Origin of the sequence: Microbacterium sp. 18062, assembly GCF_902706225.1 — a bacterium.
In the GTDB taxonomy this organism is placed as follows: Bacteria; Actinomycetota; Actinomycetes; order Actinomycetales; family Microbacteriaceae; genus Microbacterium.
Window position 1 is genome coordinate 66,954 of the sequence record NZ_CACSKB010000003.1, and the last position, 24,985, is coordinate 91,938.

Here is a 24,985-nt window from a genome sequence, read left to right on the forward strand (position 1 = left end):
CGCCCGCCGGCGGCCTCCCGCCGGCGGGCGCACCCATGAAACAAGAAAGGAAGCCACCCATGGCTCGCGTCCTCTATGTCGGCGACACACAAGTGGAGACCCTCATCGCCGCGAAAGGCATCGACACGTTCACGCACACGTACTATCGCGACTCCGCGAAGGTGCTGCGCGATGCTCTCGGCCCCCGCCCCGGAATCGAGCTCACGCACCTGCCGGCGTCCGACATCCGCACTCGGTTCCCCAACTCGCTCACCGCACTGTCGGAATACGACGTCATCATCCTCTCCGACGTCGGCTACCAGAACTTCAAGCTCCCCCACGGCAACCGCGACCGGCTCGTGCCCATGGGCCCGAACCTCGTCACACCGTTCAAGCAGTGGGTGCTCGATGGAGGCGGACTCATCATGGCGGGTGGATGGCTCACCTTCTCCGGGCTCAACGGCAAGGGGATGTGGGGCGGATCGCCGATCGAAGAGGTGCTGCCCGTGACGATCGAGCGCGGCATCGACGACGTCATCGACCACCCCGACGGCGCGACGATCCGGATCACGGACCCGAGTCATCCGATCCTCGACGGCATCGCCATCCCCGACGACCGCATCATCCTCGGGTACAACCTGTTGCACCCCCGAGCCGAGTCACAGACGCTCGCGACCAGTCGGGAGGACCCGTTCCTCGTCGTCGGCGAAGCCGGCAAGGGGCGATCGATCGCCTACGCGACCGATCCGGTCTACCACCTCTGCGGCAACCTGCACGAATGGCCCGACTACGGGCTGATGTGGGAGCGCATGGTGAAGTGGGCGGCGCGTGAGATCTAGCTGAGACGAGGGGCACCTGCCTGGGCGCTAACATGAGCCCGGACAGGTGCCCCTCCCCCGCCGAGGGCCAGCGATGATCGGACACGGAGTGACTGCACGCATCCAGGACGTCGCCGCGCAGGCCGGTGTCTCGACCGCCACCGTCTCACGGGTGCTGAGCGGTGTCGACAACGTGTCGGAGGCACTCACCGAGCGGGTGTGGAAAGCGGTGACCGACCTCGACTACCGCCCCAACCGGGTCGCGCGACGTCTTCGACGGCCGGGGCGTGAGATGTGGGCACTGATCGTCCCCGACGTCGAGAACCGCTTCTTCACCTCGGTCGCCCGCGGAGTCGAGGAGGTCGCGAACGAGTACGACATCACCGTCTTCATCGGCAACACCGACTACGACCCCGACCGACTGAAGAGGTACCTTTCGACGGCGCTGGCAGAGCAGGTCGCCGGCATCATCCTGGCACCCTCCTCGCCGACCGACGACGTGTCCGACGTGCTCGCCTCCCAGATACCGATCGTCACCGTCGATCAGACCCTGACCAGCCGTTCTCTGACGACCGTGATGACCGACCACTACGAGGGCGGGCGGATGGCCGGACAGCATCTGCGCGACCGCGGCTACGAACGCATCGGCGTCATCGCCGGCCCACAACACAGCCCCGAATGGAACACGCGACTGGAGGGGCTGCAGTCGAGCATCTCCCCGGAATCGATCGTCGCGACCGAGCGCGGGGACAACCGCGTCGGCGGCGGCGGCACTGCCATGGGGAGGCTGCTCGACACCCATCCCGATCTCGAGGCCGTCTTCGTCACGAACAACCTCATGACGATCGGCGCGCTGCGCGAGATCGACCTGCGCGCGTTGCGTGTGCCCGAAGACGTCTACGTGGTCGGCTACGACCTCAACAGCCAGGAATGGACCCGCGCCGTACCGGTGTCGACCGTCAACCAGGACCCGCGGCGCATCGGCGAGGTCGCCGCGCGCACCCTCATCGACTCCGGCGGACTCCCGCAGGAGAGACACACGATCCTGCTGGAGCCCCACCTCGAGGAATCCATCGCGCTGTAGGCGTGCGGCGCTGGCCGGGCTCGGCATGATCCTCCGATCTCGGTTCGGAAGCAGCCGACATCACCGAGCGAAACCAGACCGAAATGACCCCGACATCGTCAGGACACTCAGATATTAGATCCTAAAACTGCATCGCGGAGTCGAGGCGGCGCGGAGGAGGGCGACAGTGTCTGACGAAGAGCGGAGTCGATCCGACGGCGGTCGCCTGATCCATCTCAACCTGTTCATGCGACTGTACGGGCACCACCCGTCCGCGTGGCAGCGCGACGCCGCGTCGCGCACAGACGCCTTCGCGCCCGACTGGTTCGCGGGCCTCGCCCAGACGTGCGAGCGCGGCCTCTTCGACGCCGTCTTCCTCGCCGACAGCCAGCAGGCGGTCTATCAGCGCGAGGACGTGAGCACGGCCTCGATGTTCGAACCGCTCACGCTGCTGTCGTACATCGCGGCCAGGACCGAGCGGATCGGGCTCATCGCCACCGTGTCGAGCACGCTCCACCACCCCGTCAACGCCGCGCGCTCCATCGCCTCGCTGCATCTGATCAGCGGCGGGCGGGCGGGAGTGAACCTCGTCACGTCTCAGAGCGACGACGAGGCGCGTCTGCACGGCATGGACGCGCTGCCCGAGCACGGCAGACGCTACTCCCGCGCCCAGGAGTTCGCCGAGCTCCTCTTCGCCCTGTGGGACTCCTACCCCGCCGACGCCGTGCTCATGGACAAGGCCGACGAGGTGTTCCTCGACGCCTCACGCCTGACCCGCCTCGATCACGACGGCGCGGAGTTCCGCATCCGCGGCGGCCTCAACATCCCGCAGACGGCCGCCGGGCGGCCCGTCCTGGTGCAGGCGGGCGCCTCCGCACAGGGGCGCGACCTCGCCGCCCGATACGCCGAGGCCATCTACGGCATCGGCTCGACGATCGAGGACGGCCGGGCCTACTACGAGGACATCAAGCGCCGCGCGATCGGGTTCGGCCGACCCGAGAGCGCCATCACCGTGCTGCCCGGCATCGTCACGATCATCGGCGACACGCTCGAGGAGGCGCAGGAGAAGAAGCGCTGGCTGGACTCCCTGAAGTCCGTGCCCAGGCAGCTCGACACGCTGAGCGGCTACATCGGCATGGACTGCTCGGGCTGGGAGCTCGACGACCCCATGCCCGAGCTCCCGCCTCTGCAGGAGTTCGCCGGGCCCAAGGGCCGTTACGTCATGATGCAGACGCTCTCGCACGACGACCACGGCCGGCTCGTCACGGTGGGCGAGATGCTCTCGCGCATCTCGGCGGGCGGCGGACACCTCACCAGCATCGGGACGCCGAGCATGATCGCCGACGAGATGGCGACCTGGTTCGAGGGCCGCGCGGCCGACGGCTTCAACGTGAACGCCTCGCTGCTGCCCGAGGGCATCGACGAGTTCGTCGACCGGGTCGTGCCCGAGCTGCAGGACCGCGGGCTCTACCGCACCGAGTACACGGCGAGCACGCTGCGCGGCCACTTCGCCCAGACCACGGCCCCGGAGCTCGTCGCATGACCGCCCCTCGCACCACAGCGGAACTGCGCGAGCACGCGCGGCCCCTCTACGACGCGCTCGTGCATCACGAGTTCCCGCGTCAGCTGGCCTCCGGCGTGCTGCCGCCCGAGCGATTCCGCTTCTACGTCACGCAGAACCTGCTCTACCTGCCCGACTACGCACGGATGCTGGCCGCCGGCGCCGCACGCACGCACGACGACCAGACGCTGGCCGAGTTCACCCGCGCGGTCGTGAACATCGTCGACGTCGAGATCCCGCAGAACGAGCGGCTGCGCGAGGCCATCGTCGCCCTCGCCGGCCCCGTGCCCGAAGCCGACACGACGAAGGCGCCCGCCACGGTGGCGTACACGTCGTGGCTCCTCGCGATCGCAGGCTCGGGCAACACCGCCGACATCTCGGCCGCGCTGCTTCCCTGCGCCTGGAGCTACGGCGACATCGCGCTCCGCCTTCTCCCCGACGTGGCCGAGCACCCCGTCTACACGGACTGGATCGCGTTCTTCGCCTCCGACGAGTACGCCGCCGTCGTGAACGGGCTGCGAACCGCGTTCGACCGGGAGCTCGCCGAGCTCTCCGAGCGAGAGCGGGCCCGCCTCACGGAGATCTTCGTGACCGGCTGCCGGCTCGAACGGCAGTTCTGGGACCAAGGCCTGAACGCCACCCTCTGGCCCGACCAACGGAGCTGAGCCGGACCACCACCGACGCGCCGGGGCATGCATTCCGAAGATCCCCCGGTTGAAGGAGCATCGTGCAGATCGACGCGCACACCCACATCCTGTCGCTCGCGAGCGACGCCGACTTCACCCGGCAGTACGGCCGCGAAGGCTCGCTCTGCATCTACCGCTCAGAAGGGCGCCTGCCCTCGCACCGCTGCCCCACCGAGCACGAGTGGGAGACCGTCGAGGCCGAGGACGGCAAGGACGGCTTCGGGGTCGTCGGTCCCGACGAGACCGTGGCCGCGCATCCCGGCTTCGACCGGATGGTGGCCCTCGCCGTGAGCCCGCAGTGGCTGGACGGCCGCCTCATCGGCACGGTCGACGTGTTCGGACAGACCGACGTCACCGGAGACCCGCATCCGGAGCGCTGCAACGAGTACATCGCCGGCTGCGTGCGCCGTCGGCCCGACCGGATCATCGGCTTCGGCTCGGTGAACCCGCGCTACCGGGGCGTGAAGGCCGCCGTCGCGGAGCTCGGCCGTATGGTGGAGGAGGACGCCCTGACGGGTGTGAAGCTGTACCCGATGTACCAGCACTGGTCACCGGCCGACCGGGAGCTCGCCTTCCCGATCTATGCGGCGGCCCAAGACCTCGGCATCCCCGTGATGATCCATCAGGCCGGGTCCACGCGCATCGACGCGAAGATGGAGTACGCCCGCCCTGCACTGCTCGACGACATCGGCCGCGAGTTCCGCGATCTGCGGGTGATCATCGCCCACTGCGGCACCCCGTGGGTGGACGAGGCGATGTTCATGCTCACCAAGCATCCCCACTTCTACACGGAGATCAGCTACCACATCGCCACGGTGTCGCGTCGTGATCTGTTCCTGTACCTCTCGCGCGCCGAGCAGATGTTCGTGCCGCTCGAGAAGATCATGTTCGGAACCGACTTCCCCGGCTTCCTCTACGACCCCGTCGCCCTGCGCGAGAAGCTGCTCACGGTGAACGAGGAGGCGGAGAGGCTGGGGATGCCGCCGATCCCGCAGGCCAAGCTCGACGGCATCATGGGCGACAACTTCGCCGCCGTCGTCGGAGTCGAGGAGGGGGACCGATGAGGCCCCGAGTGATCATTGTCGGCGGCGGCAACGGCGGTCTGCTCACCGCGCACCGCATCGCCGATCACGCCGACGTCACCCTTCTGGAGGCCGGCATCGACCCGGGCGACCCGGTGCCCGCGCGGTTCCTGCACGAGCACGCCTACCCCGACCACGACTGGGACTACACGAACCTCGACAGCGGATCGCACCTGGTGCGCGGTCGGGTGCTCGGCGGCGGCTCCACCGTCAACGCGGCGGCGGGCTCGCGCGGTCAGCCCAGCGGCTTCGAGGGATGGGGTCCGGGCTGGCAGTGGGACGACCTCCTGCCGGCGATGCGCGCCATCGAGACGGACGAGCAGTTCGGCGATCGTCCCTTCCACGGCGACTCCGGCCCCATCCGCGTGACGCGCCTGTCCCCGGGACCGCTCGATGAGGCCTTCTTCGAGGCCTGCGCCTCGGGAGGCCACGCGCACTGCGAAGACCACAACGCCCCCGGCACGCGAGGCTACGGCCCCTGGCCCACCAACCGGGTGGACGGCGGCCGCTGGGGCGCGCTCGCCGCGGTGGCCCCGCTCGTGCGTCATCGCATCGGCCTACGGCCGCAGACCTTCGCACGCCGCATCGTCATGCACGGCGACCGCGCCACGGGCGTGGAGGTGCAGGGCCCGGGCGGGCTCGAGACGCTCCGGGGCGACCTCATCGTCGTCTCGGCGGGCACGTACGGGACGCCGGAGCTGCTGTGGCGGTCGGGGGTCGAGGCCCCCGAGATCGGCGTCGGGCTGCAGGACCATCCGTGGGTCATGATGAACGTCCAGGCCCGACACGAGGCCGACATCTTCGCCCGTCCCGTCTCGGGCTCCCTCCTGCGTGCGCCCGTGCACGACGATCCCGCCGACGAGTTCCAGGTGTTCCCGTTCTCGGAGTGGCTGTACGACCGGGACGCGCCGCGCGACGGCTACAGCGTGTCGGTCGCGCTCATGCAGCCGATCAGTCGCGGGAGCATCACGCGCGGCGACGACGATCGGGCGCGGATCCGTCTCGGCCATCTCGCCGAGGAGTCCGACCTGGAGAGGATGGCCGTCGCCGTGGAGAAGACGGCGTCGATCATCGACGACATGGCGGCGCGCGGCATCGTGCGCATTCCGTCCGACGCCTGGTGGAAGACCGGTGATCTCCGACACGGCCTGCGCCGGCACGTGGCGACCTACAACCACCCCGTCGCCTCCTGCGGCATCGACCGCACCGTCGACCGCCGCCTCGACGTGCGCGGCACGACGAGCCTCAAGATCGTCGACGCCTCGATCATGCCGAAGATCCCCGACGGCGGCCCCAACCTCGTGACGATGGCCATCGGCTGGAAGGCGGGCGGCATCGTCCTCGAGGACCTGGGCCTCTGAGCCCGAGCCCGCGCCGGCATCGTCTCCGCGTGCGCCGGGCGCTCTGTTTCGGCGCAATTACGTGTCGTAAACATCGTTCGAATCTGCTGGGATGCTCACGCCCCGCCGGTTACCGTGGCAGATGAAATCTAAGATCTCATATGTGAGAGCAGGATCTCGGACGGCAGGGACGGAAGGGGAACACATGTCGCAACTCGTCCTCCGCGGCGGTATGGTGCTCACGCTCGACGACGCCGGCACCTATCTCGAACGCGGCACGGTGGTCGTCGACGGCGACCGCATCTCCTGGATCGGCGCCGCCGAGGACGAGCCGCCGACGGCCGGCGACGCCGAGATCATCGACGCCACCGACAAGATCGTCATGCCGGGCCTGGTCGACCTGCACTTCCACACCGCCCTCGGAAAGGGCTACAACGACCACCTGCCGTTGTGGGAGTACCTCGACGAGTGCTGGTACCCGCTCATCCGCGCGCTCGACCACGACGCGGCCTACTGGGCGGCGATGGCCAGCTACACGGAGTCGATCAAGGCCGGCGTCACGACGGTCAACGACATGTACCGCCGCCTCGACGCGCTCGCCGTCGCGGCCGAGGAGGTCGGCATCCGCGCCGTTCTGTCCAACGACATCGCGCTCGAGGAGCACGACCTCGACACCCTGCAGGACAACGTCGACGCGTTCCATCGCAGCCACGGCGCCGCGAACGGCCGCATCCAGGTGCGGATGGGCATCGAATGGCTCCCGCTGGCCTCGCCCGAGCTGCTGCGCGACGTCCGCCGGGCGGCCACAGACCTGGGCATCGGCATCCACATCCATCTCAACGAGTCGATGTCGGAGGTCGAGAACAGCCTTCAGCGCTTCGGGCGGCGGCCGACCGAGCTCGCCTACGAGGTCGGGTTCCTCGGCCCCGACGTCGTCGCCGCCCACTGCGTGCATCTGTCGGACGACGAGATCCGCATGATGGCCGAGACGGGCACCTCGATCTCGCACAACCCCAGCTCCAACGCCAAGCTCGGCAACGGCATCGCCCGCGTGCCCGAGATGCTCGCCGCCGGCATCAACGTCGGCATCGGACACGACGCGGTCGAGTGCAACAACAGCGCCGACATGTTCGAGGTCATGAAGTTCGCCTCGCTGATGCATCGCGCCCAGCGCCAGGACTCCGCCCTGATGCCCGCGGACCTCGTGCTGCGGATGGCCACCCGCAACGGCGCCGACGCCCTCGGCCACGAGACCGGCCGGCTGGTCGTCGGAGCCAAGGCCGATGTGATCCTCGTCGAGACCAACTCGGTCGAGTTCACACCGCTGCTGCGCGATACCCCCGTGCACCTCTCGAGTCACCTGGTCTTCGCCGCCAACGGCTCCGCCGTCGACACCACGATCGTCGACGGGAAGGTGCTCATGCGCGGCCGTCAGCTGCGGACGGTCGATGAGGACCTCATCGTGCGCGAGACGAACGCGGCCTTCCGCCGCACCGTCGCACGCATGGACGTCGTGCGCCGGGAACACTGATCCGGCGCCGGGCCGGGAGTATCGCGTCGGCCGCCCCGCTCCACCTGCCCCCTTCACCCAACCCGAAAGAGAACTGACATGAAGAAGCTTCGCACCGCGGCCGGGGCCGCGACGGCGCTCGCGCTCGTTGGCGCCCTCGCGGCCTGTTCCGGCGGTGACGCGTCGTCCGACGAGAGCGCCTCGTCGGACGACCTGACCACCGTCCGCTTCGCCCTGGACTGGACGCCGAACACGAACCACACGGGTCTCTACGTCGCCATCAACAAGGGCTACTTCGAGGATGCGGGCATCGAGGTCGAGGTGCTGCCGTACAACAACAGCAGCCCCGAGGTGCTGATCGACGCGGGCCAGGCCGAGTTCGGCATCGGCTTCCAGAACGCCAGCTCGGTCGTGATGGCCGCCGGAGCCGACGTGCAGTCGGTGCTCGCCGTCGAGCAGAGCTGGACCACGGCGATCAGCGTCCTCGCCGACCGCGACGACATCCAGAGCCCCGCCGACCTCGACGGCCTCGTCTACGGCGGATTCGGCACGCCATCCGAAGAGGCGACGGTCGGCGCCGTCATCCAGGGAGCCGGCGGAACGGGCGAGTTCGAGAGCGTCATCCTCGGCACCACCGCATACGAGGCGCTGTACTCGGGCGACGTCGACTTCACCGTCCCGTTCGTGGCGTGGGAGGGCATCGAGGCCGAGCATCGCGGCGTCGAGCTGAAGAACTTCTCCTACACCGACTACGGCTTCCCCGACAACTATCAGGTCATCGTCGTCGGCAACGGCACGTGGATGGCGGACAACCCGGAGATCACGACGGCGTTCGTGCAGGCGCTCGCGCGCGGCTACGAGGACGCCATCGAGGATCCCGCCGGCACGGCGGCGATCCTGCAGGAGGAGAACGCCGACGTCCTCACCGACCTCGACTTCCTCATCGAGAGCCAGGAGATGCTCTCGGAGAACTACATGCTCGATGAGAACGGCGAGTTCGGCTATCAGACCGAGGAGCAGTGGAGCGAGCTGGGAACCTTCCTGTTCGACGCCGGCCTGCTGGTCGACGCCGACGGTGACCCGCTCGCCGAGGAGCCGGACTGGTCGGAGTACTTCAGCAACGAGTATCTCGAAGGCTGACAGACCTGCGACCGGGGGCGGCCCGCCAGGCGCCGCCCCCGGTCCCGAGCCGAGGAACGCACCATGACCGACACCGCCACCGCTCGCCGGGACCCCGCCGCACACGGCGCCGCCGCCGGCCTGGTCCGCGCACGCATCGAGGAGGTCGCACCCGCCTGGATCGAGCTCCCGGTCCTCCGGGGAATCGCCGACGGCACGCTCGACCCCGCGATCTTTCGCCACTATCTCGAGCAGGACTACCTCTACATCGCGTACTACGCGCGGATCTACGTACGTCTGGCCGCCGTCTCCGACAGCGACGAGCTGATCGAGCACTTCGTTCGGCTCGCGCACGCGATCTTCTCGACCGAGCTCGACCACCATCGCCGGGCGGCCGCCCCCTTCGGCTGCGACTTCGAGGCGACCACGCCGTCGCCCGAGCTCGTGGAGTACCTCGCCTTCTTCGACGAGATCGCGGGCGACGCCGCCGAGACGCTCGTGGGGATGACACCGTGCATCTACGGCTACGGGATCGCGCTCTCACAGCTGCGGGAGCGGGCGACCGGCGACGGCGAGTACGCCCGCTGGCTGCGGATCTACAGCGGACCCGAGTACGAGGAGGCGATGGCGCGGCATCTCTCCCTCCTCGACGACCTCGACCTCGCACCGGAGCGTGCGATCGAGCTGACCGAACGTGCGCTCGACCTCGAGCGGGCGTTCTGGAACCAACGGCCCCAGAGCTGACGACGGGACGGAAAGACAGCATGACCGATGTGCAACCGGCGCCGGTGGCGTCCGAGGCGCCGCCGACCGACCCGATCGCGCAGGCGATCCAGCCCAGGCGCCGCAGGATGAGGCGGGCGAGGGGCTTCTGGGAGAACGTCCTGCCGTCGGTGGCGATCATGGCGATCCTCGTCGCCGCGTGGGAGATCGCCGTGCGCGTCCTCGAGACGCGCCCTCAGGTGCTGCCCGCCCCCTCCCGCGTGCTCGAGCAGGGATGGGCCCAGCGCATCACGATCCTCGACCACGCGTCGGCCACCCTGCAGGTCACCCTCACCGGCTTCGCGGTGTCGCTCGCCGTGGCCTGGACCATCGCGATCGTGATCGACTTCTCACCCGTGCTGCGTCGCGGCATCATGCCGTTGCTCGTCGCGTCGCAGACGATCCCCATCATCGCGATCGCACCCCTCATGATCATCTGGTTCGGCTTCGGCCTCCTGCCCAAGATGCTCGTCGTCGCGCTCGTGACGTTCTTCCCCGTCGTCGTCGGGCTCATCGAGGGCTTCAACAAGACCGACCGGGAGGTCACCAACCTGCTGCGCAGCATGGGCGGCGGCCGCATCAAGGAGTTCCTCTTCGTGCGGCTGCCCTCCGCCCTCCCCTCGTTCTTCACGTCGCTGCGGATCGCCATCACCTACGCGGTGACCGGCGCGATCTTCGCCGAGTACGTCGGCGCCCAGATGGGGCTCGGCATCTACATGAGCGTGCAGAAGAACGCCTTCCGCACCGACCTCGTGCTGGCGGCCGTGCTCGTCACCGCCGTGCTCAGCATCAGCCTGTACCTCGTGACCTTCGCCATCGAGCGCGTGGTCATCCCGTGGAGCTTCAAGGAGAGGAAGGTGCGCAATGCCCGGTGACGCCGGCGCGGTCCCCCCGCGCATCCAGCTGACGAACCTGCACAAGGAGTTCGCCCTCGGCGGCGGCGAGGTCCGCCGCGTGGTCGACGACATCTCGTTCTCGGTGCGGCCGGGCGAGTTCGTCTCGGTCATCGGCCCCTCGGGATGCGGCAAGAGCACGATGTTCAACATCATCGCGGGGCTCGAGACGCCGACCTCCGGAGAGGTCGCGATCGACGGCACGAACGCCATCGGCGAGCGCCACCACACCGCGTACATGCCGCAGAAGGACCTGCTCTTCCCCTGGCGCACCATCGTGCAGAACGCCGCGCTGGGCCTGGAGGTGCAGGGGATGGTGAAGAAGAAGGCGAGGGCGACCGCCCGTGAGCTGTTCGCGCAGTTCGGCCTCAAGGGGTTCGAGGACTCCTATCCGTTCGAGCTCTCCGGCGGCATGCGTCAGCGCGCCGCCCTGCTCCGCACGGTCGTGCAGGGGCGTGAGATCCTCCTGCTCGACGAGCCCTTCGGCGCCCTCGACTCCCTCACCCGCATCGAGATGCAGAACTGGCTGCAGGAGGTGTGGGCCGAGCACTCCTGGACCGCGGTGCTCATCACGCACGACATCCGCGAGGCCGTGTATCTCTCCGACCGCGTGATCGTGCTCAGCGCACGCCCGGCGTCCGTGCGCCTGAACGTCGAGGTCGCCCTCCCCCGTCCGCGCGAGCTCGCGATGACCACCTCGGCGGAGTTCGCGCACATCGAGGAGATGCTCATCGAGGTTCTGCACGAGGAGTCGCGCAAGGCGTTCGAGGCGCAGAAGGCGCTGGGCTGAGCCCGCGCCGCGCGTCACCGCTCGTCGTCGAGCAGCGGCAGCTGGGACTCCAGCACGTTGTGGAGATGCGCCCGCAGCAGGGAGTCCGCCCTGACGGGGTCGCCGTCGGCGATCGCGTCCACGACGAGCGTGTGCTGCTCGACCGACGCCTGGAAGCGCTCGCGGCTGCGTCCGACCTGACCGAGTCGCTGCAGGTGCGCGGAGAGCCGGACGCGGATGTCGTCGAGCAACGAGTTGTGCAGCTGGGAGAAGAGGATCTCGTCGAACTCGTCGAGCGCCTCGGCCGCCGTCGAGAGACGGCCTCTCGCGATGGCCTTCTCGGTCTTGGCGATGTTCTTGCGCAGGCTCTCGACGAGCTCGCGGTCGCGTGCCGAGGCCGCGCGGCGCACGCACTCCGCCTCGAGGATCTCGCGCGCGGCGTAGATCTCGTGGAGGTCCGCGCGCGTGTAGCGCTTGGCTCGCGCTCCCCGGTACGGGGCGATCTCCACGAGGCCGTCCTGCTCGAGGCGGACCAGCGCCTCGCGGATCGGGGTCTTGCTGACTCCGAACCTCTCGGTGAGCGCCGCCTCCCGCAGCGGCGCGCCGGCTTCGAAGGTCTGGTCGATGATGGCCTGGCGGAGCTTCTCGTACACCAGATCCTTGATCTGAAGCGGGTTGAGCTGCTTCTCGCCCGTTGCCGTCACGGTATGGTCCCCTCGGTCCCGGTGGAATGGTGCCGTTGCTCGATCCATGGTGCCACGCGCGCCCCGCCACGAGGCCGCGAATCGTGGACGAGCGGAAACGCAGGGACCCGAAGACCCGCCCTCGCCCCCTGAGCGAGGAGCACAGCTCCGAGACGACGGGATGCGGCGCCCCCTCCGCTCGGGCGTCAGGAGAGGTCGATCCACACCGTCTTCGTCTGCAGGTAGGGATCCAGTGCCTCGCGGCCCAGCTCCTTGCCGTAGCCGCTGGCCTTGAACCCGCCGTAGGGCACGGCGACGTCGAACATCCCGTAGGTGTTGGACCACACCACGCCCGCCTTGATCTGCGCGGCGACGCGGTGGGTGCGCTTCACGTCCCGCGTCCAGATCCCGGAGGCGAGGCCGAACTGCGTGTCGTTCGCGAGCGTGACCGCCTCCTCCTCGGTGTCGAAGGCTCCGACCATGCCGACGGGGCCGAAGATCTCGCGCCGCATGATCGTCATGTCGCGCTCGACATCCGTGAAGAGCGTCGGCTGCACGAAGTATCCGTCCGCGAGCCCGGGCAGCTGCACGGTGCCGCCGCCGACCACGGCGGTCGCGCCCTCCCCGACGCCGGCGGCGATCATCCCGCTCACGCGCTCCTGCTGCTCACGGCTCACGAGCGGGCCCATCGTCGTGCGGGGGTCGAGCCCGTCTCCGAGCCGGATGCCCCGCACCTTCTCGGCCAGGCCCGCGAGGAAGGGCTCGTAGACCGACCGATGGACGAACACGCGCGCGCCGGCGATGCAGCACTGGCCCTGGTTGAAGTAGACGGCGCCGAAGGTGCCGTCTATGGCGGCCTGCAGGTCCGCATCCTCGAAGACGAGGCTCGGCGACTTGCCGCCGAGCTCGAGCGAGAGGCGCTTCATGTTCCCCTTGGAGGCCTCGAGGATCTTCTGGCCGGTGGCGTTCTCACCGGTGAAGGTGATCTTGTCGACGTCCAGGTGCCCCGACAGCGGGGCGCCGGCCCCCTCGCCGTCGCCGGTGACGACGTTCACCACACCCGGCGGGAAACCGATCTCGAGCGCCAGCTCGACGAGTCGGAGTGCCGAGAGCGGGGTCTGCTCCGCCGGTTTCAGGACCACGGTGTTGCCGGCGGCGAGGGCGGGACCGAGCTTGTAGCCGACCATGAGCAGCGGGAAGTTCCAGGGGATGATCGCCCCCACGACGCCCACGGGCTCACGCCGGGTGTACACGTGGAACGCGCCGCCGCCGGAAGGGGTGATGGTCTCGCCCTCGATCTTGGTGGCCCAGCCTGCGTAGTACTTGAAAAGAGATGCGCACAGCGGCACGTCGAGCGTCGCGGACTCGCTCGTCGGCTTGCCGTTGTCGAGCGTGTCCAGCTGTCCGAGCTCGACGGCGCGCCGCTCGATCTCCTCGCCGAGACGCCACAGCAGGTTCGCGCGCTCAGCCGGGGCGAGCCCGTTCCACACCGGCAGCGCGCCGCGGGCGGCCGCCACCGCGGCGTCCACATCCGCCGCGGTGCCCGCCGCGACACGCGAGATGCGCCGGCCGGTGGCGGGGTTGTGCACGTCGATGAGACCGCCGTCGGACGCCGCGGGGCGGCCTGCGCCGACGATGAGCCCGTGCTCCCGATCGAGGAAGGCCTCGACCTCGGGGAGCAGTGACGCCGTGGCTGTTCTCGACATGAGGACTCCGTCCAGAGCGCCGGCGACGGACCGGCGACAAATGAGATCTGATATGCGATCTAAATCTAGAGCCGAACCCTGCGTCGCACCTGCGCGCGGGTGAGTCGTTACACGGAATTTACACCTCGTAACCGGCGCGGAGGGCGCGCGGCCTCGATGGGGTGCAGAGTTAGATATCATATTTCACGTCTCAAATACGTCCCCTGCGAAGGGGCGGACCACGTCGGGAGGGGGCTGCCGCGTGTCAGCGACCGAGGATGCCGTCGCACCGGTACAGGTCAAGGACCTCGTCTACCGGAAGCTGCGGGACGCACTGATCGCGCACGAGTTCGTGCCGGGCGAGTCGATGCGGGAGGCAGCGCTCTCGATGCGCCTCGGCGTCAGCAAGACTCCGATCAGAGAGGCGCTCGTGCGGCTCGAGCACGACGGGCTCGTCGAGATCGCGCCGTACCGCGGAGCGCGCGCCCGGGTGTACTCCGCGGCCGACGCCCGTGAGCTCCACGAGGCGCGCGAGCTGCTCCAGTGCGAGTGCGTGCGGCTCGCCGCCGGGCACGCCGACGTGCTCGACCGGATCGAGACGAACCTCGACGCGACGGCGTCGGCGCTGGATGCAGGGGACCTCGACGAGGCGGCGGCACTGCTCGACGCCTTCGACGACATCTTCTTCGACCTCCTGGACAACGCGCTGCTCGAGGGGGTCATCGAGCGGCTCTCGCTGCACCTGCGCAGACTCGGCAAGCTGGGCGCCGGGCAGATGAGGTTCGCCGACTCGCTGGGCCAGCACCGCGCCATCCTGTCGGCACTGCGCGCAGGCGACGTCCCCGCCGCACAGGAGGCGCTGCGCGGACACCTGCGGGAGGTGTGCGAGGTCCAGGTCGCCGCTCTCGCACCGGGCGGGGACTGATCCGCACGAGCCGTGGGGCCGCCGCGCCGCGGACGCGTCACCGCTGCCTCACCGCCGCTTCTTGTAACGAGTTGTTTACCGGGGACGGCGCCCCGAGGCGTTCACCGACAGGTTCGCAATATAAGATCTGATATCTGAGAATGGCAACGGAGGGCACGATGAGCGTACTGACTGACACCTCGGTCTATGAGAAGGTGTCGGCACACATCGACGAGGAGCGGCTCGTCCGCCTGGTCCAGGAGGTGAGCCGGATCCCCAGCATCCTGGGAGAGGAAGGGCCCCTGGCCGAGTACCTGGCGAGCACCATGGCGGAGTCGGGCTTCGCCGGCGTCGAGCTGCAGCCCGTGCTGCCGGAGAGGCCCAACGCGATCGGCCACGTCGACTTCGGCGACGCGGCCGCGGAGGGCAGGACGGTCGTGCTGACGGGCCACCTCGACACGAAGCCGGTGTCGCACGGCTGGACGGTGAGCGAGCCGTTCTCGGGCGACCTCATCGACGGCGCGATCTACGGTCACGGCATCATGGACATGAAGGCGGCGCTCGTCTGCCAGATCGTCGCGATCGAGGCCCTCCGCGCCTCGGGCCTGCCGGTCAACGGGCGGGTCGCGATGGCGGCGGTCTCGGACCACATGGGCGATCAGCTCGGCTCGATCGAGTACTTCAAGGAGCACACCGCCGACTACTGCGTGCTCGGCGAGCTCTCGGACAACGAGATCTTCCTCGGCCATCGCGGTCGCTACTACTTCGACATCCATGTGCGCGGTGTCTCCGCCCACACCTGCCACAAGCCGCTCGCGGTCAACGCCAACATGCTCGCGGCGCACGCGATCATCGAGCTCGACCGCTCGGCGCTCACCCCGAAGCTCGAGGACTGGGTCGTCGACCTCTTCGGACCCGAGACGTTCATGGCCCCCGGGCGCGTCTACGGCGGCCTGCCGCCGGGAGGGCCGTCGATGATCCCCGACGAGTGCGTGATCCGCGTCGACTGCCGCCCCCAGCCCGGCGTCACGATCGAGGAGGTGCGCGCCGAGATCGACGCCTGCCTCGCCCGCGCCAAGCAGGCCGAGCCCCGGTTCGAGGCGGAGGTCGTGCTGGCCGACGTCAAGAGCGGCTACATGGCCTCGCCCGAGGACTCGGTGAGCGAGCTGATGCGCCGCTCCGTCGCGGCGGTGCGCGGCGAGCAGCCCGTCTTCGAGGTCGCCGGCTGGCTCGGCGACACCGCGAGCTTCGGCCAGGACGTCCCGACGATCATCTTCGGCCCGGGGGGCGAGCCGGTGTACTGCCCCGACGAGCACCTCTCGGTCGACGACATCGTCGAGGCGACCCGCGTGTACGCGATGTTCTGCGCCATGGCGCTCATGGACGGCGTCGAGGCCTGAGCCCGCGCGCGAGCGATCCGAGAAGGAACGAGAAGATGAAGACAGGCGTGGCTCTGCAGCCCGTGTACCCGTCGGCGCTGTTCGGCGACATGGTGGAGAGGATCGAACGGCTGGGCTTCGACGAGCTCTGGCTCACGGACTCCTCGCTCCACTCCCGGTACAGCCCCATGTACCTCGCGCTGGCCGCGGTCCGCTCCGAACGCATGACGCTCGGCAACGCCGTGACGAACCCCGTCACGCGCCATCCCGCGCTCGGCGCCGTGGCGGCCGCGACGCTCGACGAGATCTCCGGCGGGCGCGCGATCTACGGCATCGGCGCGGGCGACCGGCCGCTGCTCGCTCTCGGGCTGAAGCCCGCCCGGCTCGCCCTCCTCGAGGACGCGATCGCCGCAGCGCGCGAGCTCTGGACGGGCGACACCGTGACCCGCGAGTACCGCGGCTTCTCGCTCGACGACGCGCACATGCGGTTCGACGTCCCCACGCGGATCCCGGTGTACATCTCCGCATCCGGGCCGAAGACACTCGAGCTGGCGGGGCGGATCGCCGACGGCGTGATCCTGCTCGCGGGCCTGCACCCCGACGGCCTCCGGTACGCGCTCGAGCACATCGATCGCGGCGCGGCGCAGGCAGGGCGCGAGCAACGCCCGAAGATCTCGGTGTTCGGATACGGCGCCGTCGACGACGACCGGGACCGCGCGATGGCCGCGGCACGCACGATCGCGGCCTGGTTCCCGCAGACCGCGCCCATGTACTGCGAGCTGGCCGGCCTCGACCCGGCGCTCATCGAGAAGGTCCGCGGGATGTACCAGGGCGGCGAGTTCCAGGAGGCCGCCAAGGCCGCCGAGCTGCTGCCCGACGACTTCGTGCACCGCATGTCGCTCTCGGGCGACCGCGCGACCGTGACGGCGCACATCGCGAACATCGAGGCGCTCGGCATCGACAGCTTCACCGTGTTCCCGCTCGGCGGCGACGCGGACTACCGAATGACGACGATCGAGCGGTTCGCCTCCTGCTTCGCCGACGCGCAGCCGGCGCCCACGCGATGAACGCGCCCCGGCTCCCGGGCCGCACGGTCTCGCGTGCGCTGGACACCTGTCTGGGGCTGCGCGCCGGCGAGAGGGTGGTCCTGCTCACCGACGCGCTCACCGATCCGGCCGTCGTGGCCGGGCTCGTGCTCGGCATCCAGGAGCGCCGCGCGGAGCCGGTCGTGCGGCAGCTGCCGACCTATGCCCTCCCGGGCAGCGAGCCGCCGCCCGACGTCGCCGAGGAGCTCGCGGCCGCCGACTGCGGCATCGAGCTGACGAGCACCTTCATCGGCTCCAGCCGCGCCCGGCAGAACGCGTCGCGGAGCGGCACCCGGTACCTCTGCATGCCCGCGGTCACGGCCGACACGTTCCGGCTCGGGGGCCCGTTCGACGTGGACTTCGACGCCCTCGCGCGCACCACGCAGGTCCTCGCGCGCGCCTGGGAGAAGGCATCCGTCTACCGCATCGTCACCCCCGCCGGCACCGACGTCTCGGGCTCGGTGGCCGGCCGCAGGGGACGCGCGCTCACGGGCGTCGCGCGCGAGCGCGGCGACTACATGGCGCCGCCGGACATCGAGTCGGGGACCGCGCCCGTGGAGGGCACGACCAACGGCACGATCGTCATCGACGCCGACTTCCTCTTCATGGGCCCCGGGCCGGTGCGCAGCGCCGCCGCCCTCCACATCCGCGACGGCCTGCTCGTCTCGACGGACGGCCAGGAGGCCGAGCGGCTGACGGAGATGATCGCCCGCTGCGCGGACCCGCGCATGACCAACCTCGCCGAGGTCTCGGTCGGGCTCAACCCGCAGGGCTCGGTGTGCGGCGTGCCGATGGAGACCGAGTCGACGCTCGGCAGCGCGCACGTGGCCTTCGGCAACTCGATCGCCTACGGCGGCACGGTGGACGCCGTGGCGCACCTGGACTGCGTCATGCGCGACGCGACGGTCTACCTCGACGGCGTGCCCCGCATCGTCGAGGGCACGGTCTACGGGGACTGAGACACCGGAGGGAATCATGGCCGCCTCGTTCGAAGAGCTGCTCGCCCGCGAGGGCCTGGCCTGGATGGGCCAGAACACGACGCACCTCGACCCGCCTCAGGAGGTGGTCGAGGCGATCGAGCGCTCCGTGCGGGATCGCGAGTTCCAGGTCTACGCCCCGCCGGCCGGCTTCGAGGAGCTGCGCCGTCTCGTCGCCGACGACATCGGGCTGCCGGGGTCGGAGGTCTGGATGACGGATGGCGCCGTCGCGGGCCTGTACCACCTGTGCATGACGCTCGCCCCCCGCATCTCGCGCGTCATCACGACCGATCCGGGCTGGCCCTGGCCGGGCCGCTTCCTCGGACGCACGGGCATCCCCGTGCACGCGCCGGGCGTGTACGAGAACCCGTCTCGCACGCTCACCGCCGCGCAGGTCGCGAGCGTCATCGAGCCGGGGTCGCTGCTCTACCTCATCGACCCGCTCAACCCGCTCGGCAGCCGCTACACGCGCGCCGAGCTCGAGGCGATCGTGAAGCTGGCGAGGGAGACGGGCTCGCTCATCGTGCACGACTGCACCTACCGGCACTTCGCCACCGGGCACAGCCTCGTCGCAGAGCTGTACCCGGAGGGCACGTTCACGACCTACAGCTTCTCGAAGTGGCTGGGACTGGCGGGCCTGCGGCTGGGCGCCGTGATCGCGAAGCCCGAGGTGCTCGAAGCGCTCACCGTCGTGCCCGCCAATCCGCTGGGGGCGGGGATCGTCGGGCAGCGCGCGGCGATCGCGGGGCTCCGGGTGCGCGGGCCCTGGCTGGAGCAGTTGCGCGGCGTGAACCGCGCCAACATCGAGCGCGTCGAGCGGGTCGTCGCCGAGACGGGCTTCGGCGACGTGGTCGTCTCCCCCTCGCACGGCAACTTCCTCGCCGTCGACATCGCGGCGACCGGGCTGCACTCCGAGGCGGTTTGCGACGCCCTGCTGGCCGACGACATCTTCATCCGGCCGGGCACCTACCAGTCGCCCGGCTTCGGCGAGCGGTTCGTGAAGGTGTCGACCTCCGTCCCGCCGGAGTGGGTCGAGCGGTTCGCCGCGTCCTGGGCCTCCCTCGCGGAGAGGACGGGGGTGCCGGCATGAGCGATCTCTCGCGCTACATCGAGCTCGACGCCGACGCCTATCGCACGATGAGCGGTGTGGAGCTCGCGCGCGGCGTCGCGCGCGGCGCCTACTCCCCCCGGCAGCTCGCCGAGCTCGCGTTGACCCTCGCCAGAGAGGCCGAGCCGACCGTCAACGCCTACGTCGGCCTCCGCGAGGAGGCCGCGCTCGCCGAGGCCGCCGTCCTCGAGAAGGAGGCACGCGACGGTCGGCTGCGCAGCCCGCTGCACGGGGTGCCGATCGCCTCGAAGGACAACATGTATCTCGCCGGCGAGCCCGCGCGGAAGGGCTCGCGCACGACCGACGAGGCCCCCGCCCGGGTCTCCTCGCCCTTCGTGCAGCGCCTCGTCGACGCGGGGACCGTCGTCATCGGCCGCACCACGACGCCCGAGTTCGGCTGGAAGGGCACGGGAATCTCGCCGCTGACGGGCGTGACCCGCAACCCGTGGGACCCCACGCGCAACAGCGGCGGCTCCAGCGCGGGCTCCGGCGCGACGGTGGGCTCGGGCGCCGTCCCGATCGCGACCGGCTCGGACGCCGGCGGGTCCGTGCGGATCCCCGCGGCGTTCTGCGGCACGGTGGGGCTGAAGCCGACTCTGAGCGCCATCCCGGTGTGGCCCGGGACCGTGAACGAGAACCTGTCGCACGCCGGTCCGCTCACCCGCACCGTGGCCGACTGCCGCGCGGTGCTCGACATCGCCCGGGGGCCGGATGCGCGTGACCCGCAGTCGGCGTTCGTGCGGGCGGATCCCGCCGTGACCGGCCGTCCCCTCCGCGTCGGCGTCGTGCGTCGTCCGTTCGGCATCACCCCCTCCGACGAGGTGGCCGCACGCACCGACGTCGCGCTCGCGCTGCTGGAGAGGAGCGGGATCGCGCGGTTCGAGGAGCTCGATCTGGACACGGCCATCCCGCGCGACATCTTCGAAGGGCTGTGGGTGACCGGTCGCGGCCACGGCTTCGCCGACCTCATCCGCGCGCAGGGGGACGCCATGGACCCGGGGCTCGTGCGGCTGCTGCCACTGGCCGAGGAGTACGCGCTGCCCGACTTCCTCCGCGTCGTGCAAGCGCGGCGCGCCTTCAACTCCGAGCTGTTCGCCGTGTTCGACCGGGTCGACCTGCTGCTCATGCCCACGATGCCGCTCGTGGCCTTCGAGGCCGACCAGGAGGTGCCGCGCGGCGGCGAGGCTGAGGCGAAACTGCCCTGGATCACCTGGACGCCGTACACGTACCCCTTCAACGTCAGCGGGCAGCCCGCCCTGACGGTGCCCTTCGACCTCGGCGATGGCCGGCTGCCCGTGGGGCTGCAGGTGGTCGGCGCGTTCTCGGCCGACGACACGGTGCTGGCCTTCGCCGAGGCCGTGGAGCGCGTGCTCGCGCCGACGAACGAGCTCGTGGTGGCGCCCCGGCGCTGACCGGACGACGGAGGGGCCGGACCGCCCGGTCCGGCCCCTCCGTCGTGTGCCTCAGTGACCGCCGAAGTAGCGCTTGTTCGCGTCGTGGATCGCCCGGGCGACGCCCTCGGTGATCTCGGCCTCGTCCACTCTGGTGAGCACCCGGTCGCGCATGACGATCTCGCCGTTCACGATCGTCGTGGCGACATCCGATCCGTTCGCGTGGTTGACGACGAACTCCTCCACCAGCCCCGGGTCCGTGCGGTCCAGCATCCCGAACTTCACGTTGTCGACGTCGATGAGGATGAGGTCGGCGAGACGGCCCTCGGCGAGCACGCCCGAGTCCTGCCCGAGGGCCGCGGAGCCGGCCGCCGTCGCCATCCGCAACGCTTCCGAGCTCTTGCGCGCCGAGACGTCCCGCGTCGTCGCGCGGTGCAGGTAGGTGGCCCAGCGCATGATCTCGAACAGATCGGAGCAGAAGCCCGCGTCGGTGCCGAGGCCGACGTTGATGCCGGCGGCGCGGAAGTCGTTCATCCGTGCGATGCCGTTGCCCAGGTAGGCGTTCGATCCGGGGTTGTGCGAGATGTGCGTGCCGGTCTCCGCCATCATCCGGATCTCGTCGTCCGAGAGGTGCACGCAGTGCGCCGCGAGCACGTCGGGGCCCAGGAATCCCAGCTCGTAGGCGAGCTCCGTGGGGCGCTTGCCGAACCGTGACAGTGCGTCCTCCACCTCCGACATCGACTCGTTCAGGTGGATGTGGATGCCGGTGCCCAGCTCGGTCGCGGCCTCGCGCACCTCCCGCAGCAGCTCGGGGGTCGCGCAGGGCAGCCACTCCACGCCGAGCCACACGCGGGCCAGCCCGTCACCGTTCGCGGCGTGGAAGGCCTCGATGTTGGACGCGACCGTGTCGATGCCGGTCTCGGGCGTGGCGATCTCGTTCGAGAGGACGGCCCTCAGGCCGATGTCGTTCGCCGCACGGGCGCGGGCGGCGGTGCGGACATACATGTCGTTGACGGTGGTCGTGCCGTTGCGCAGCGACTCGGCGTAGCTCGCCATCGTCGCCCAGTAGGCCTCCTCGTCCGTCAGCTGCCCGAGAAAGGGGTACCAGTCGTCGAAGAGCAGGTCCCACATGGGCTTGGTCTCGTTGGAGGACTCGCCCGCGCCCTTGCCGAGGTCGACGTGATAGTGGGCGTTGACGAGGCCGGGGGTCACGATGTGGCGCGACGCGTCCACGATCTCGTCGCCGTCGCGCGTGACGAGGTCCTTCGTCTCGCCGACCCAGGCGATGCGGTCGTGCTCGACGACGACGCTGCCGTCGGCGAGGAAGGGGAGGGCGGGATCCATCGTGAGGACGGCGCCCCCCTTGAGAACGGTGCGGGTCATCTGCGCTGCCTTTCGATAGGTTTCCTGCGGGGGTCTCGGGGCACCCGGGCCGGTGGCGTGGATGCGCGGCGCGGGCGCCGCTGCGGCGGGGTGCGCCGGTACGCGAGAGGGAGCGCGCCCGGACGAGCGCCGGCGGAGGGGACCCGACCGGAACGGGTCACGCTCGTCGTCGATCATGCGCATCCGCTGCTCGCCCTCCTGCGGGACGGGCGCGGCGTCGGATCGAGGAGCGCCCCGCTTATAGGATCTGATATCTGAATTGCGGAGCCGTGAAGGAAGCGTTTCGGGCGGGTAACGAGCGTGCCGAGGAGCGGGGGCTTTCGTTCACCGCACGATGAGCCGGGGCTCCACGAGCACGTGCGCGACACCCGACTCGGCACGGCGGGGCGCGATCACGTCGCCGGTCTCGCCCATCAGCAGCTCGAGCGCCCCGGCGGCGACGCGCTCGGGGAGCTGCTCGATGCTGCTCAGGCCCAGCGCCTCGGCCGTGGGCGTGTTGTCGAAGCCGATCACGAGCACCTCGGAGCGCCCGTGGCTCGTGCATGCCAGGTGAGCGCCGATCGCCAGCGAATCGCTCGCGCACACGATCGCGTCGATCGGGTCGGAGCCGTCGAGCGCGCTCTCTACGATCGCGCGCGCGCCCGCCACGTCATCCGTCGACACGAGGCGCGGCCCCGCACCCCCCGTCTCCTCCCGCCAGCCGCGTTCGCGCTCGTCGCCGGTCCCCGAGCCCGAGGGCCAGCCGAGGAACGCCACGTGCTCTCCCGCGACGTCCCGCGCATGCCGCGCCGCGGCGCGCGTGCCCGCCGCACCGTCGACGTCGACCCACAGATGCGCGGGCGCATCGATGTCGTCCAGGCCCCACGGCCGTCCGAACGCGACGAACGGCACCTCTCGCGACAGCAGCCACCGCGTGCGCGGGTCGCCGTGGTAGGTGCCCGTGATGACGAGCGCATCGATCTCGCCGCTGTCGACGAGCTCCCGCATCCGCTCGATCTCCTCGTCGGCGGACCGCGCCGCGTACAGGAGCACGCGCATCCTCCGCTCCCCCGCGCTCTCGGTCAGCGCGTGCACGAACCGGTCGAGCACGACGCCCGAGATGCCGCCCGCGTACGGATCGAGACGGATGCCGATCGTCGAGCTGCGCCGCGTGCGCAACTGGCGCGCGGCGGCGTGGGGGCGGTACCCGAGCTCTGCGATCGCCCGTTCGACGCGCTCGCGCGTGGCCGGCCGCACGATGTCCGGCGTGTTGAGGGCGTTCGACACCGTCTGCCGCGAGACGCCGGCCAGCCGTGCGACATCGTCGACGGTCGGCGGCTTCGCCACGATCGTTCCCTTCCCACCCGAGTCGGAGTACGTGCCTTTGCACCCTATGCGCAACACGGTCCGGTCACGTCGGCGCATCACGCGGATATCCCGCGAGACTCCGTTGACACGGCTCCCACAGCGAACGTATCGTGAACTCACGTGAAAATTTGATCGTTCAAAGTCGCACCATCGCCCTGGCTCATCGAAGGGGAAGAGACCATGACCACGCACACCCTGCGCACGACGCTCACCGCCGCCGCCCTGCTGACCACCGCGGCCCTCGCTCTCACGGGATGCGGATCCGGCTTCGACGACGACACGTCGGCACCCTCGGGCGAGCTGACCTCGTCGGACGACGCGCTCACCGTCCTCATCGGATCATCCGGCGACGCGGAGACGGAGGCCGTGCAGTCGGCCGTCGCTGCCTGGTCCGACCAGTCGGGGGTGGACGCCACGGTCGAGGTCGCGAACGACCTCGCCCAGCAGCTCTCACAGGGATTCGCGGCCGGCTCGCCACCCGACCTGTTCTATCTGTCCACCGACGCGATCGCGGGATACGCCGGCAACGGCGCCCTCCAGCCGTACGGCGACCTGCTGACCAACAAGGACGACTTCTACCCGTCGCTCATCGAGAACTTCACGATCGACGACGAGTTCTACTGCGCGCCCAAGGACTTCTCGACGCTCGCGCTCGTGGTCAACACCGACCTGTGGGAGGCCGCGGGACTCACCGACGCTGACATGCCGACGACCTGGGACGAGCTGAGCGAGGTCACCGCGACCCTCACGACCGACGAGCACGTCGGTCTCGCATTCGGCGCGGAGTACGCGCGTGTGGGCGCCTTCATCGCCCAGGCCGGCGGCGGTCTCGTCGTCGACGGCGTGGCGCAGGCGGACAGCGCGGAGAACGTCGAGGCGCTCGAGTACGTGCAGTCGCACCTCGTCGACGGCACCTTCGGCTACGCGGCCGACATCGGCGCCGGCTGGGGCGGCGAAGCGCTCGGCAGCGGTCTCGCCGCCATGGTGATCGAGGGCAACTGGATCACCGGTGCGCTGTCGGCCGACTACCCCGACGTGTCGTACACCGTGGCCGAGCTGCCCGCGGGACCCGGCGGTCCCGGAACGCTGCAGTTCACGAACTGCTGGGGAATGGCCGCCGACAGCCCCAACCAGCAGGGCGCGCTCGATCTCGTCGAGCACCTCACGAGCACCGAGCAGCAGCTCGCGTTCTCCACAGCATTCGGCCCGATGCCCTCGATCGTCTCCGCGGCCGACGCGTGGACCGACGCGAACCCCGACCTCGGCGCGTTCCTCGACGGGGCCGAGTACGCACAGTTCCCGCCCAACCAGGCGGGCGCCGTCGACGTGATCGCGGACTTCAACGCCCAGCTCGAGTCGCTCGCGACGAGCGACCCCGCGACGATGCTCGAGACGGTGCAGTCCAACCTCGAGGCGATCCTCGGCTGACGTCGTGTCCACCTCCACGACCGCACCCGGGCG

Annotated in this window: 22 protein-coding genes; 18 read left to right on the forward strand and 4 right to left on the reverse strand. The window is 70.0% G+C overall.

Features of this window, described 5'->3' with window-relative positions; translation table 11 throughout:
* Positions 1 to 59: 59 nt before the first annotated feature.
* From GVL03_RS02130 to GVL03_RS02180, 11 genes are all read left to right on the forward strand, one after another.
* Positions 60 to 818 carry a glutamine amidotransferase gene (locus tag GVL03_RS02130; protein WP_159499032.1) on the forward strand — a complete coding sequence of 253 codons (759 nt, stop codon included), beginning with the start codon at positions 60 to 62 and terminating at the stop codon, positions 816 to 818.
* 73 nt (positions 819 to 891) lie between these two features.
* The gene (locus GVL03_RS02135; RefSeq protein WP_159499034.1) at positions 892 to 1,881 is read left to right on the forward strand and encodes a LacI family DNA-binding transcriptional regulator; all 990 of its coding nucleotides are present in this window, start codon (positions 892 to 894) and stop codon (positions 1,879 to 1,881) included.
* A 166-nt stretch (positions 1,882 to 2,047) separates the two neighbouring features.
* Positions 2,048 to 3,403: an NtaA/DmoA family FMN-dependent monooxygenase gene (locus GVL03_RS02140; RefSeq protein WP_200847025.1), complete on the forward strand. Its 1,356-nt coding sequence runs from the start codon at positions 2,048 to 2,050 to the stop codon at positions 3,401 to 3,403.
* Positions 3,400 to 4,086 carry a thiaminase II gene (tenA, locus tag GVL03_RS02145; protein WP_159499036.1) on the forward strand — a complete coding sequence of 229 codons (687 nt, stop codon included), beginning with the start codon at positions 3,400 to 3,402 and terminating at the stop codon, positions 4,084 to 4,086. Before GVL03_RS02140 ends, tenA begins: the two co-directional genes overlap by 4 nt.
* Positions 4,087 to 4,148: 62 nt before the next feature.
* On the forward strand, positions 4,149 to 5,171 hold the full coding sequence (locus tag GVL03_RS02150; RefSeq protein WP_159499038.1) for an amidohydrolase family protein: 1,023 nt from the start codon (positions 4,149 to 4,151) through the stop codon (positions 5,169 to 5,171).
* Between the two features lie 8 nt (positions 5,172 to 5,179).
* Positions 5,180 to 6,550, forward strand: coding sequence for a GMC family oxidoreductase (locus tag GVL03_RS02155; RefSeq protein ID WP_159499040.1), 1,371 nt, complete (start codon positions 5,180 to 5,182; stop codon positions 6,548 to 6,550).
* A 184-nt stretch (positions 6,551 to 6,734) separates the two neighbouring features.
* Entirely contained in the window at positions 6,735 to 8,060 is a 1,326-nt protein-coding gene (locus GVL03_RS02160) for an amidohydrolase family protein (RefSeq protein WP_159499042.1), read from the forward strand.
* A gap of 78 nt (positions 8,061 to 8,138) precedes the next feature.
* Entirely contained in the window at positions 8,139 to 9,179 is a 1,041-nt protein-coding gene (locus GVL03_RS02165; RefSeq protein WP_159499044.1) for an ABC transporter substrate-binding protein, read from the forward strand.
* 63 nt (positions 9,180 to 9,242) lie between these two features.
* Entirely contained in the window at positions 9,243 to 9,902 is a 660-nt protein-coding gene (locus GVL03_RS02170) for a hypothetical protein (protein WP_159499046.1), read from the forward strand.
* 20 nt (positions 9,903 to 9,922) lie between these two features.
* Positions 9,923 to 10,795 carry an ABC transporter permease gene (locus GVL03_RS02175; protein ID WP_235037980.1) on the forward strand — a complete coding sequence of 291 codons (873 nt, stop codon included), beginning with the start codon at positions 9,923 to 9,925 and terminating at the stop codon, positions 10,793 to 10,795.
* Entirely contained in the window at positions 10,785 to 11,603 is an 819-nt protein-coding gene (locus GVL03_RS02180; RefSeq protein WP_159499048.1) for an ABC transporter ATP-binding protein, read from the forward strand. The genes GVL03_RS02175 and GVL03_RS02180 overlap by 11 nt, the downstream gene beginning before the upstream one ends.
* Positions 11,604 to 11,617: 14 nt before the next feature.
* Here GVL03_RS02180 and GVL03_RS02185 read toward each other — a convergent pair whose 3' ends face one another.
* Both GVL03_RS02185 and GVL03_RS02190 read right to left on the reverse strand, forming a co-directional pair.
* Positions 11,618 to 12,286 (reverse strand): GntR family transcriptional regulator, encoded by a 669-nt coding sequence (locus tag GVL03_RS02185; RefSeq protein ID WP_159499050.1) that lies wholly within the window; start codon positions 12,284 to 12,286, stop codon positions 11,618 to 11,620.
* Positions 12,287 to 12,471: 185 nt separating this feature from the next.
* Complete coding sequence (locus tag GVL03_RS02190) at positions 12,472 to 13,971, reverse strand: aldehyde dehydrogenase (protein WP_159499052.1); 1,500 nt, start codon at positions 13,969 to 13,971, stop codon at positions 12,472 to 12,474.
* Between the two features lie 241 nt (positions 13,972 to 14,212).
* On the opposite strand from GVL03_RS02190, the gene GVL03_RS02195 reads away from it, so the two are divergent.
* From GVL03_RS02195 to GVL03_RS02220, 6 genes are all read left to right on the forward strand, one after another.
* On the forward strand, positions 14,213 to 14,875 hold the full coding sequence (locus GVL03_RS02195) for a GntR family transcriptional regulator (RefSeq protein ID WP_159499054.1): 663 nt from the start codon (positions 14,213 to 14,215) through the stop codon (positions 14,873 to 14,875).
* 158 nt (positions 14,876 to 15,033) lie between these two features.
* On the forward strand, positions 15,034 to 16,254 hold the full coding sequence (locus tag GVL03_RS02200) for a M20 family metallopeptidase (protein ID WP_159499056.1): 1,221 nt from the start codon (positions 15,034 to 15,036) through the stop codon (positions 16,252 to 16,254).
* A 35-nt stretch (positions 16,255 to 16,289) separates the two neighbouring features.
* Entirely contained in the window at positions 16,290 to 17,300 is a 1,011-nt protein-coding gene (locus GVL03_RS02205) for an LLM class flavin-dependent oxidoreductase (protein ID WP_159499058.1), read from the forward strand.
* The gene (locus tag GVL03_RS02210) at positions 17,297 to 18,277 is read left to right on the forward strand and encodes an aminopeptidase (RefSeq protein WP_159499060.1); all 981 of its coding nucleotides are present in this window, start codon (positions 17,297 to 17,299) and stop codon (positions 18,275 to 18,277) included. Before GVL03_RS02205 ends, GVL03_RS02210 begins: the two co-directional genes overlap by 4 nt.
* Before the next feature lie 16 nt (positions 18,278 to 18,293).
* Positions 18,294 to 19,385 carry a pyridoxal phosphate-dependent aminotransferase gene (locus GVL03_RS02215; protein ID WP_159499062.1) on the forward strand — a complete coding sequence of 364 codons (1,092 nt, stop codon included), beginning with the start codon at positions 18,294 to 18,296 and terminating at the stop codon, positions 19,383 to 19,385.
* The gene (locus tag GVL03_RS02220) at positions 19,382 to 20,815 is read left to right on the forward strand and encodes an amidase (RefSeq protein WP_159499064.1); all 1,434 of its coding nucleotides are present in this window, start codon (positions 19,382 to 19,384) and stop codon (positions 20,813 to 20,815) included. The genes GVL03_RS02215 and GVL03_RS02220 overlap by 4 nt, the downstream gene beginning before the upstream one ends.
* 51 nt (positions 20,816 to 20,866) lie before the next feature.
* Here the strand turns inward: GVL03_RS02220 and GVL03_RS02225 are convergent, their stop codons facing one another.
* Together GVL03_RS02225 and GVL03_RS02230 are read right to left on the reverse strand one after the other, a co-directional pair.
* On the reverse strand, positions 20,867 to 22,177 hold the full coding sequence (locus tag GVL03_RS02225; protein ID WP_159499066.1) for an amidohydrolase family protein: 1,311 nt from the start codon (positions 22,175 to 22,177) through the stop codon (positions 20,867 to 20,869).
* A 324-nt stretch (positions 22,178 to 22,501) separates the two neighbouring features.
* Positions 22,502 to 23,503 (reverse strand): LacI family DNA-binding transcriptional regulator, encoded by a 1,002-nt coding sequence (locus GVL03_RS02230; RefSeq protein ID WP_235037981.1) that lies wholly within the window; start codon positions 23,501 to 23,503, stop codon positions 22,502 to 22,504.
* A 201-nt stretch (positions 23,504 to 23,704) separates the two neighbouring features.
* On the opposite strand from GVL03_RS02230, the gene GVL03_RS02235 reads away from it, so the two are divergent.
* Positions 23,705 to 24,952 carry an extracellular solute-binding protein gene (locus GVL03_RS02235; RefSeq protein ID WP_159499068.1) on the forward strand — a complete coding sequence of 416 codons (1,248 nt, stop codon included), beginning with the start codon at positions 23,705 to 23,707 and terminating at the stop codon, positions 24,950 to 24,952.
* Positions 24,953 to 24,985 lie beyond the last annotated feature (33 nt).

Coding starts and splice junctions, on each gene's coding strand:
- GVL03_RS02135 (WP_159499034.1), top strand. CDS start 892: ATGATCGGACACGGAGTGACTGCACGCATCCAGGACGTCGCCGCGCAG.
- GVL03_RS02130 (WP_159499032.1), top strand. CDS start 60: ATGGCTCGCGTCCTCTATGTCGGCGACACACAAGTGGAGACCCTCATC.
- GVL03_RS02225 (WP_159499066.1), bottom strand. CDS start 22,177: ATGACCCGCACCGTTCTCAAGGGGGGCGCCGTCCTCACGATGGATCCC.
- GVL03_RS02175 (WP_235037980.1), top strand. CDS start 9,923: ATGACCGATGTGCAACCGGCGCCGGTGGCGTCCGAGGCGCCGCCGACC.
- GVL03_RS02170 (WP_159499046.1), top strand. CDS start 9,243: ATGACCGACACCGCCACCGCTCGCCGGGACCCCGCCGCACACGGCGCC.
- GVL03_RS02190 (WP_159499052.1), bottom strand. CDS start 13,971: ATGTCGAGAACAGCCACGGCGTCACTGCTCCCCGAGGTCGAGGCCTTC.
- GVL03_RS02200 (WP_159499056.1), top strand. CDS start 15,034: ATGAGCGTACTGACTGACACCTCGGTCTATGAGAAGGTGTCGGCACAC.
- GVL03_RS02165 (WP_159499044.1), top strand. CDS start 8,139: ATGAAGAAGCTTCGCACCGCGGCCGGGGCCGCGACGGCGCTCGCGCTC.
- GVL03_RS02210 (WP_159499060.1), top strand. CDS start 17,297: ATGAACGCGCCCCGGCTCCCGGGCCGCACGGTCTCGCGTGCGCTGGAC.
- GVL03_RS02205 (WP_159499058.1), top strand. CDS start 16,290: ATGAAGACAGGCGTGGCTCTGCAGCCCGTGTACCCGTCGGCGCTGTTC.
- GVL03_RS02180 (WP_159499048.1), top strand. CDS start 10,785: ATGCCCGGTGACGCCGGCGCGGTCCCCCCGCGCATCCAGCTGACGAAC.
- GVL03_RS02215 (WP_159499062.1), top strand. CDS start 18,294: ATGGCCGCCTCGTTCGAAGAGCTGCTCGCCCGCGAGGGCCTGGCCTGG.
- GVL03_RS02235 (WP_159499068.1), top strand. CDS start 23,705: ATGACCACGCACACCCTGCGCACGACGCTCACCGCCGCCGCCCTGCTG.
- tenA (WP_159499036.1), top strand. CDS start 3,400: ATGACCGCCCCTCGCACCACAGCGGAACTGCGCGAGCACGCGCGGCCC.
- GVL03_RS02220 (WP_159499064.1), top strand. CDS start 19,382: ATGAGCGATCTCTCGCGCTACATCGAGCTCGACGCCGACGCCTATCGC.
- GVL03_RS02160 (WP_159499042.1), top strand. CDS start 6,735: ATGTCGCAACTCGTCCTCCGCGGCGGTATGGTGCTCACGCTCGACGAC.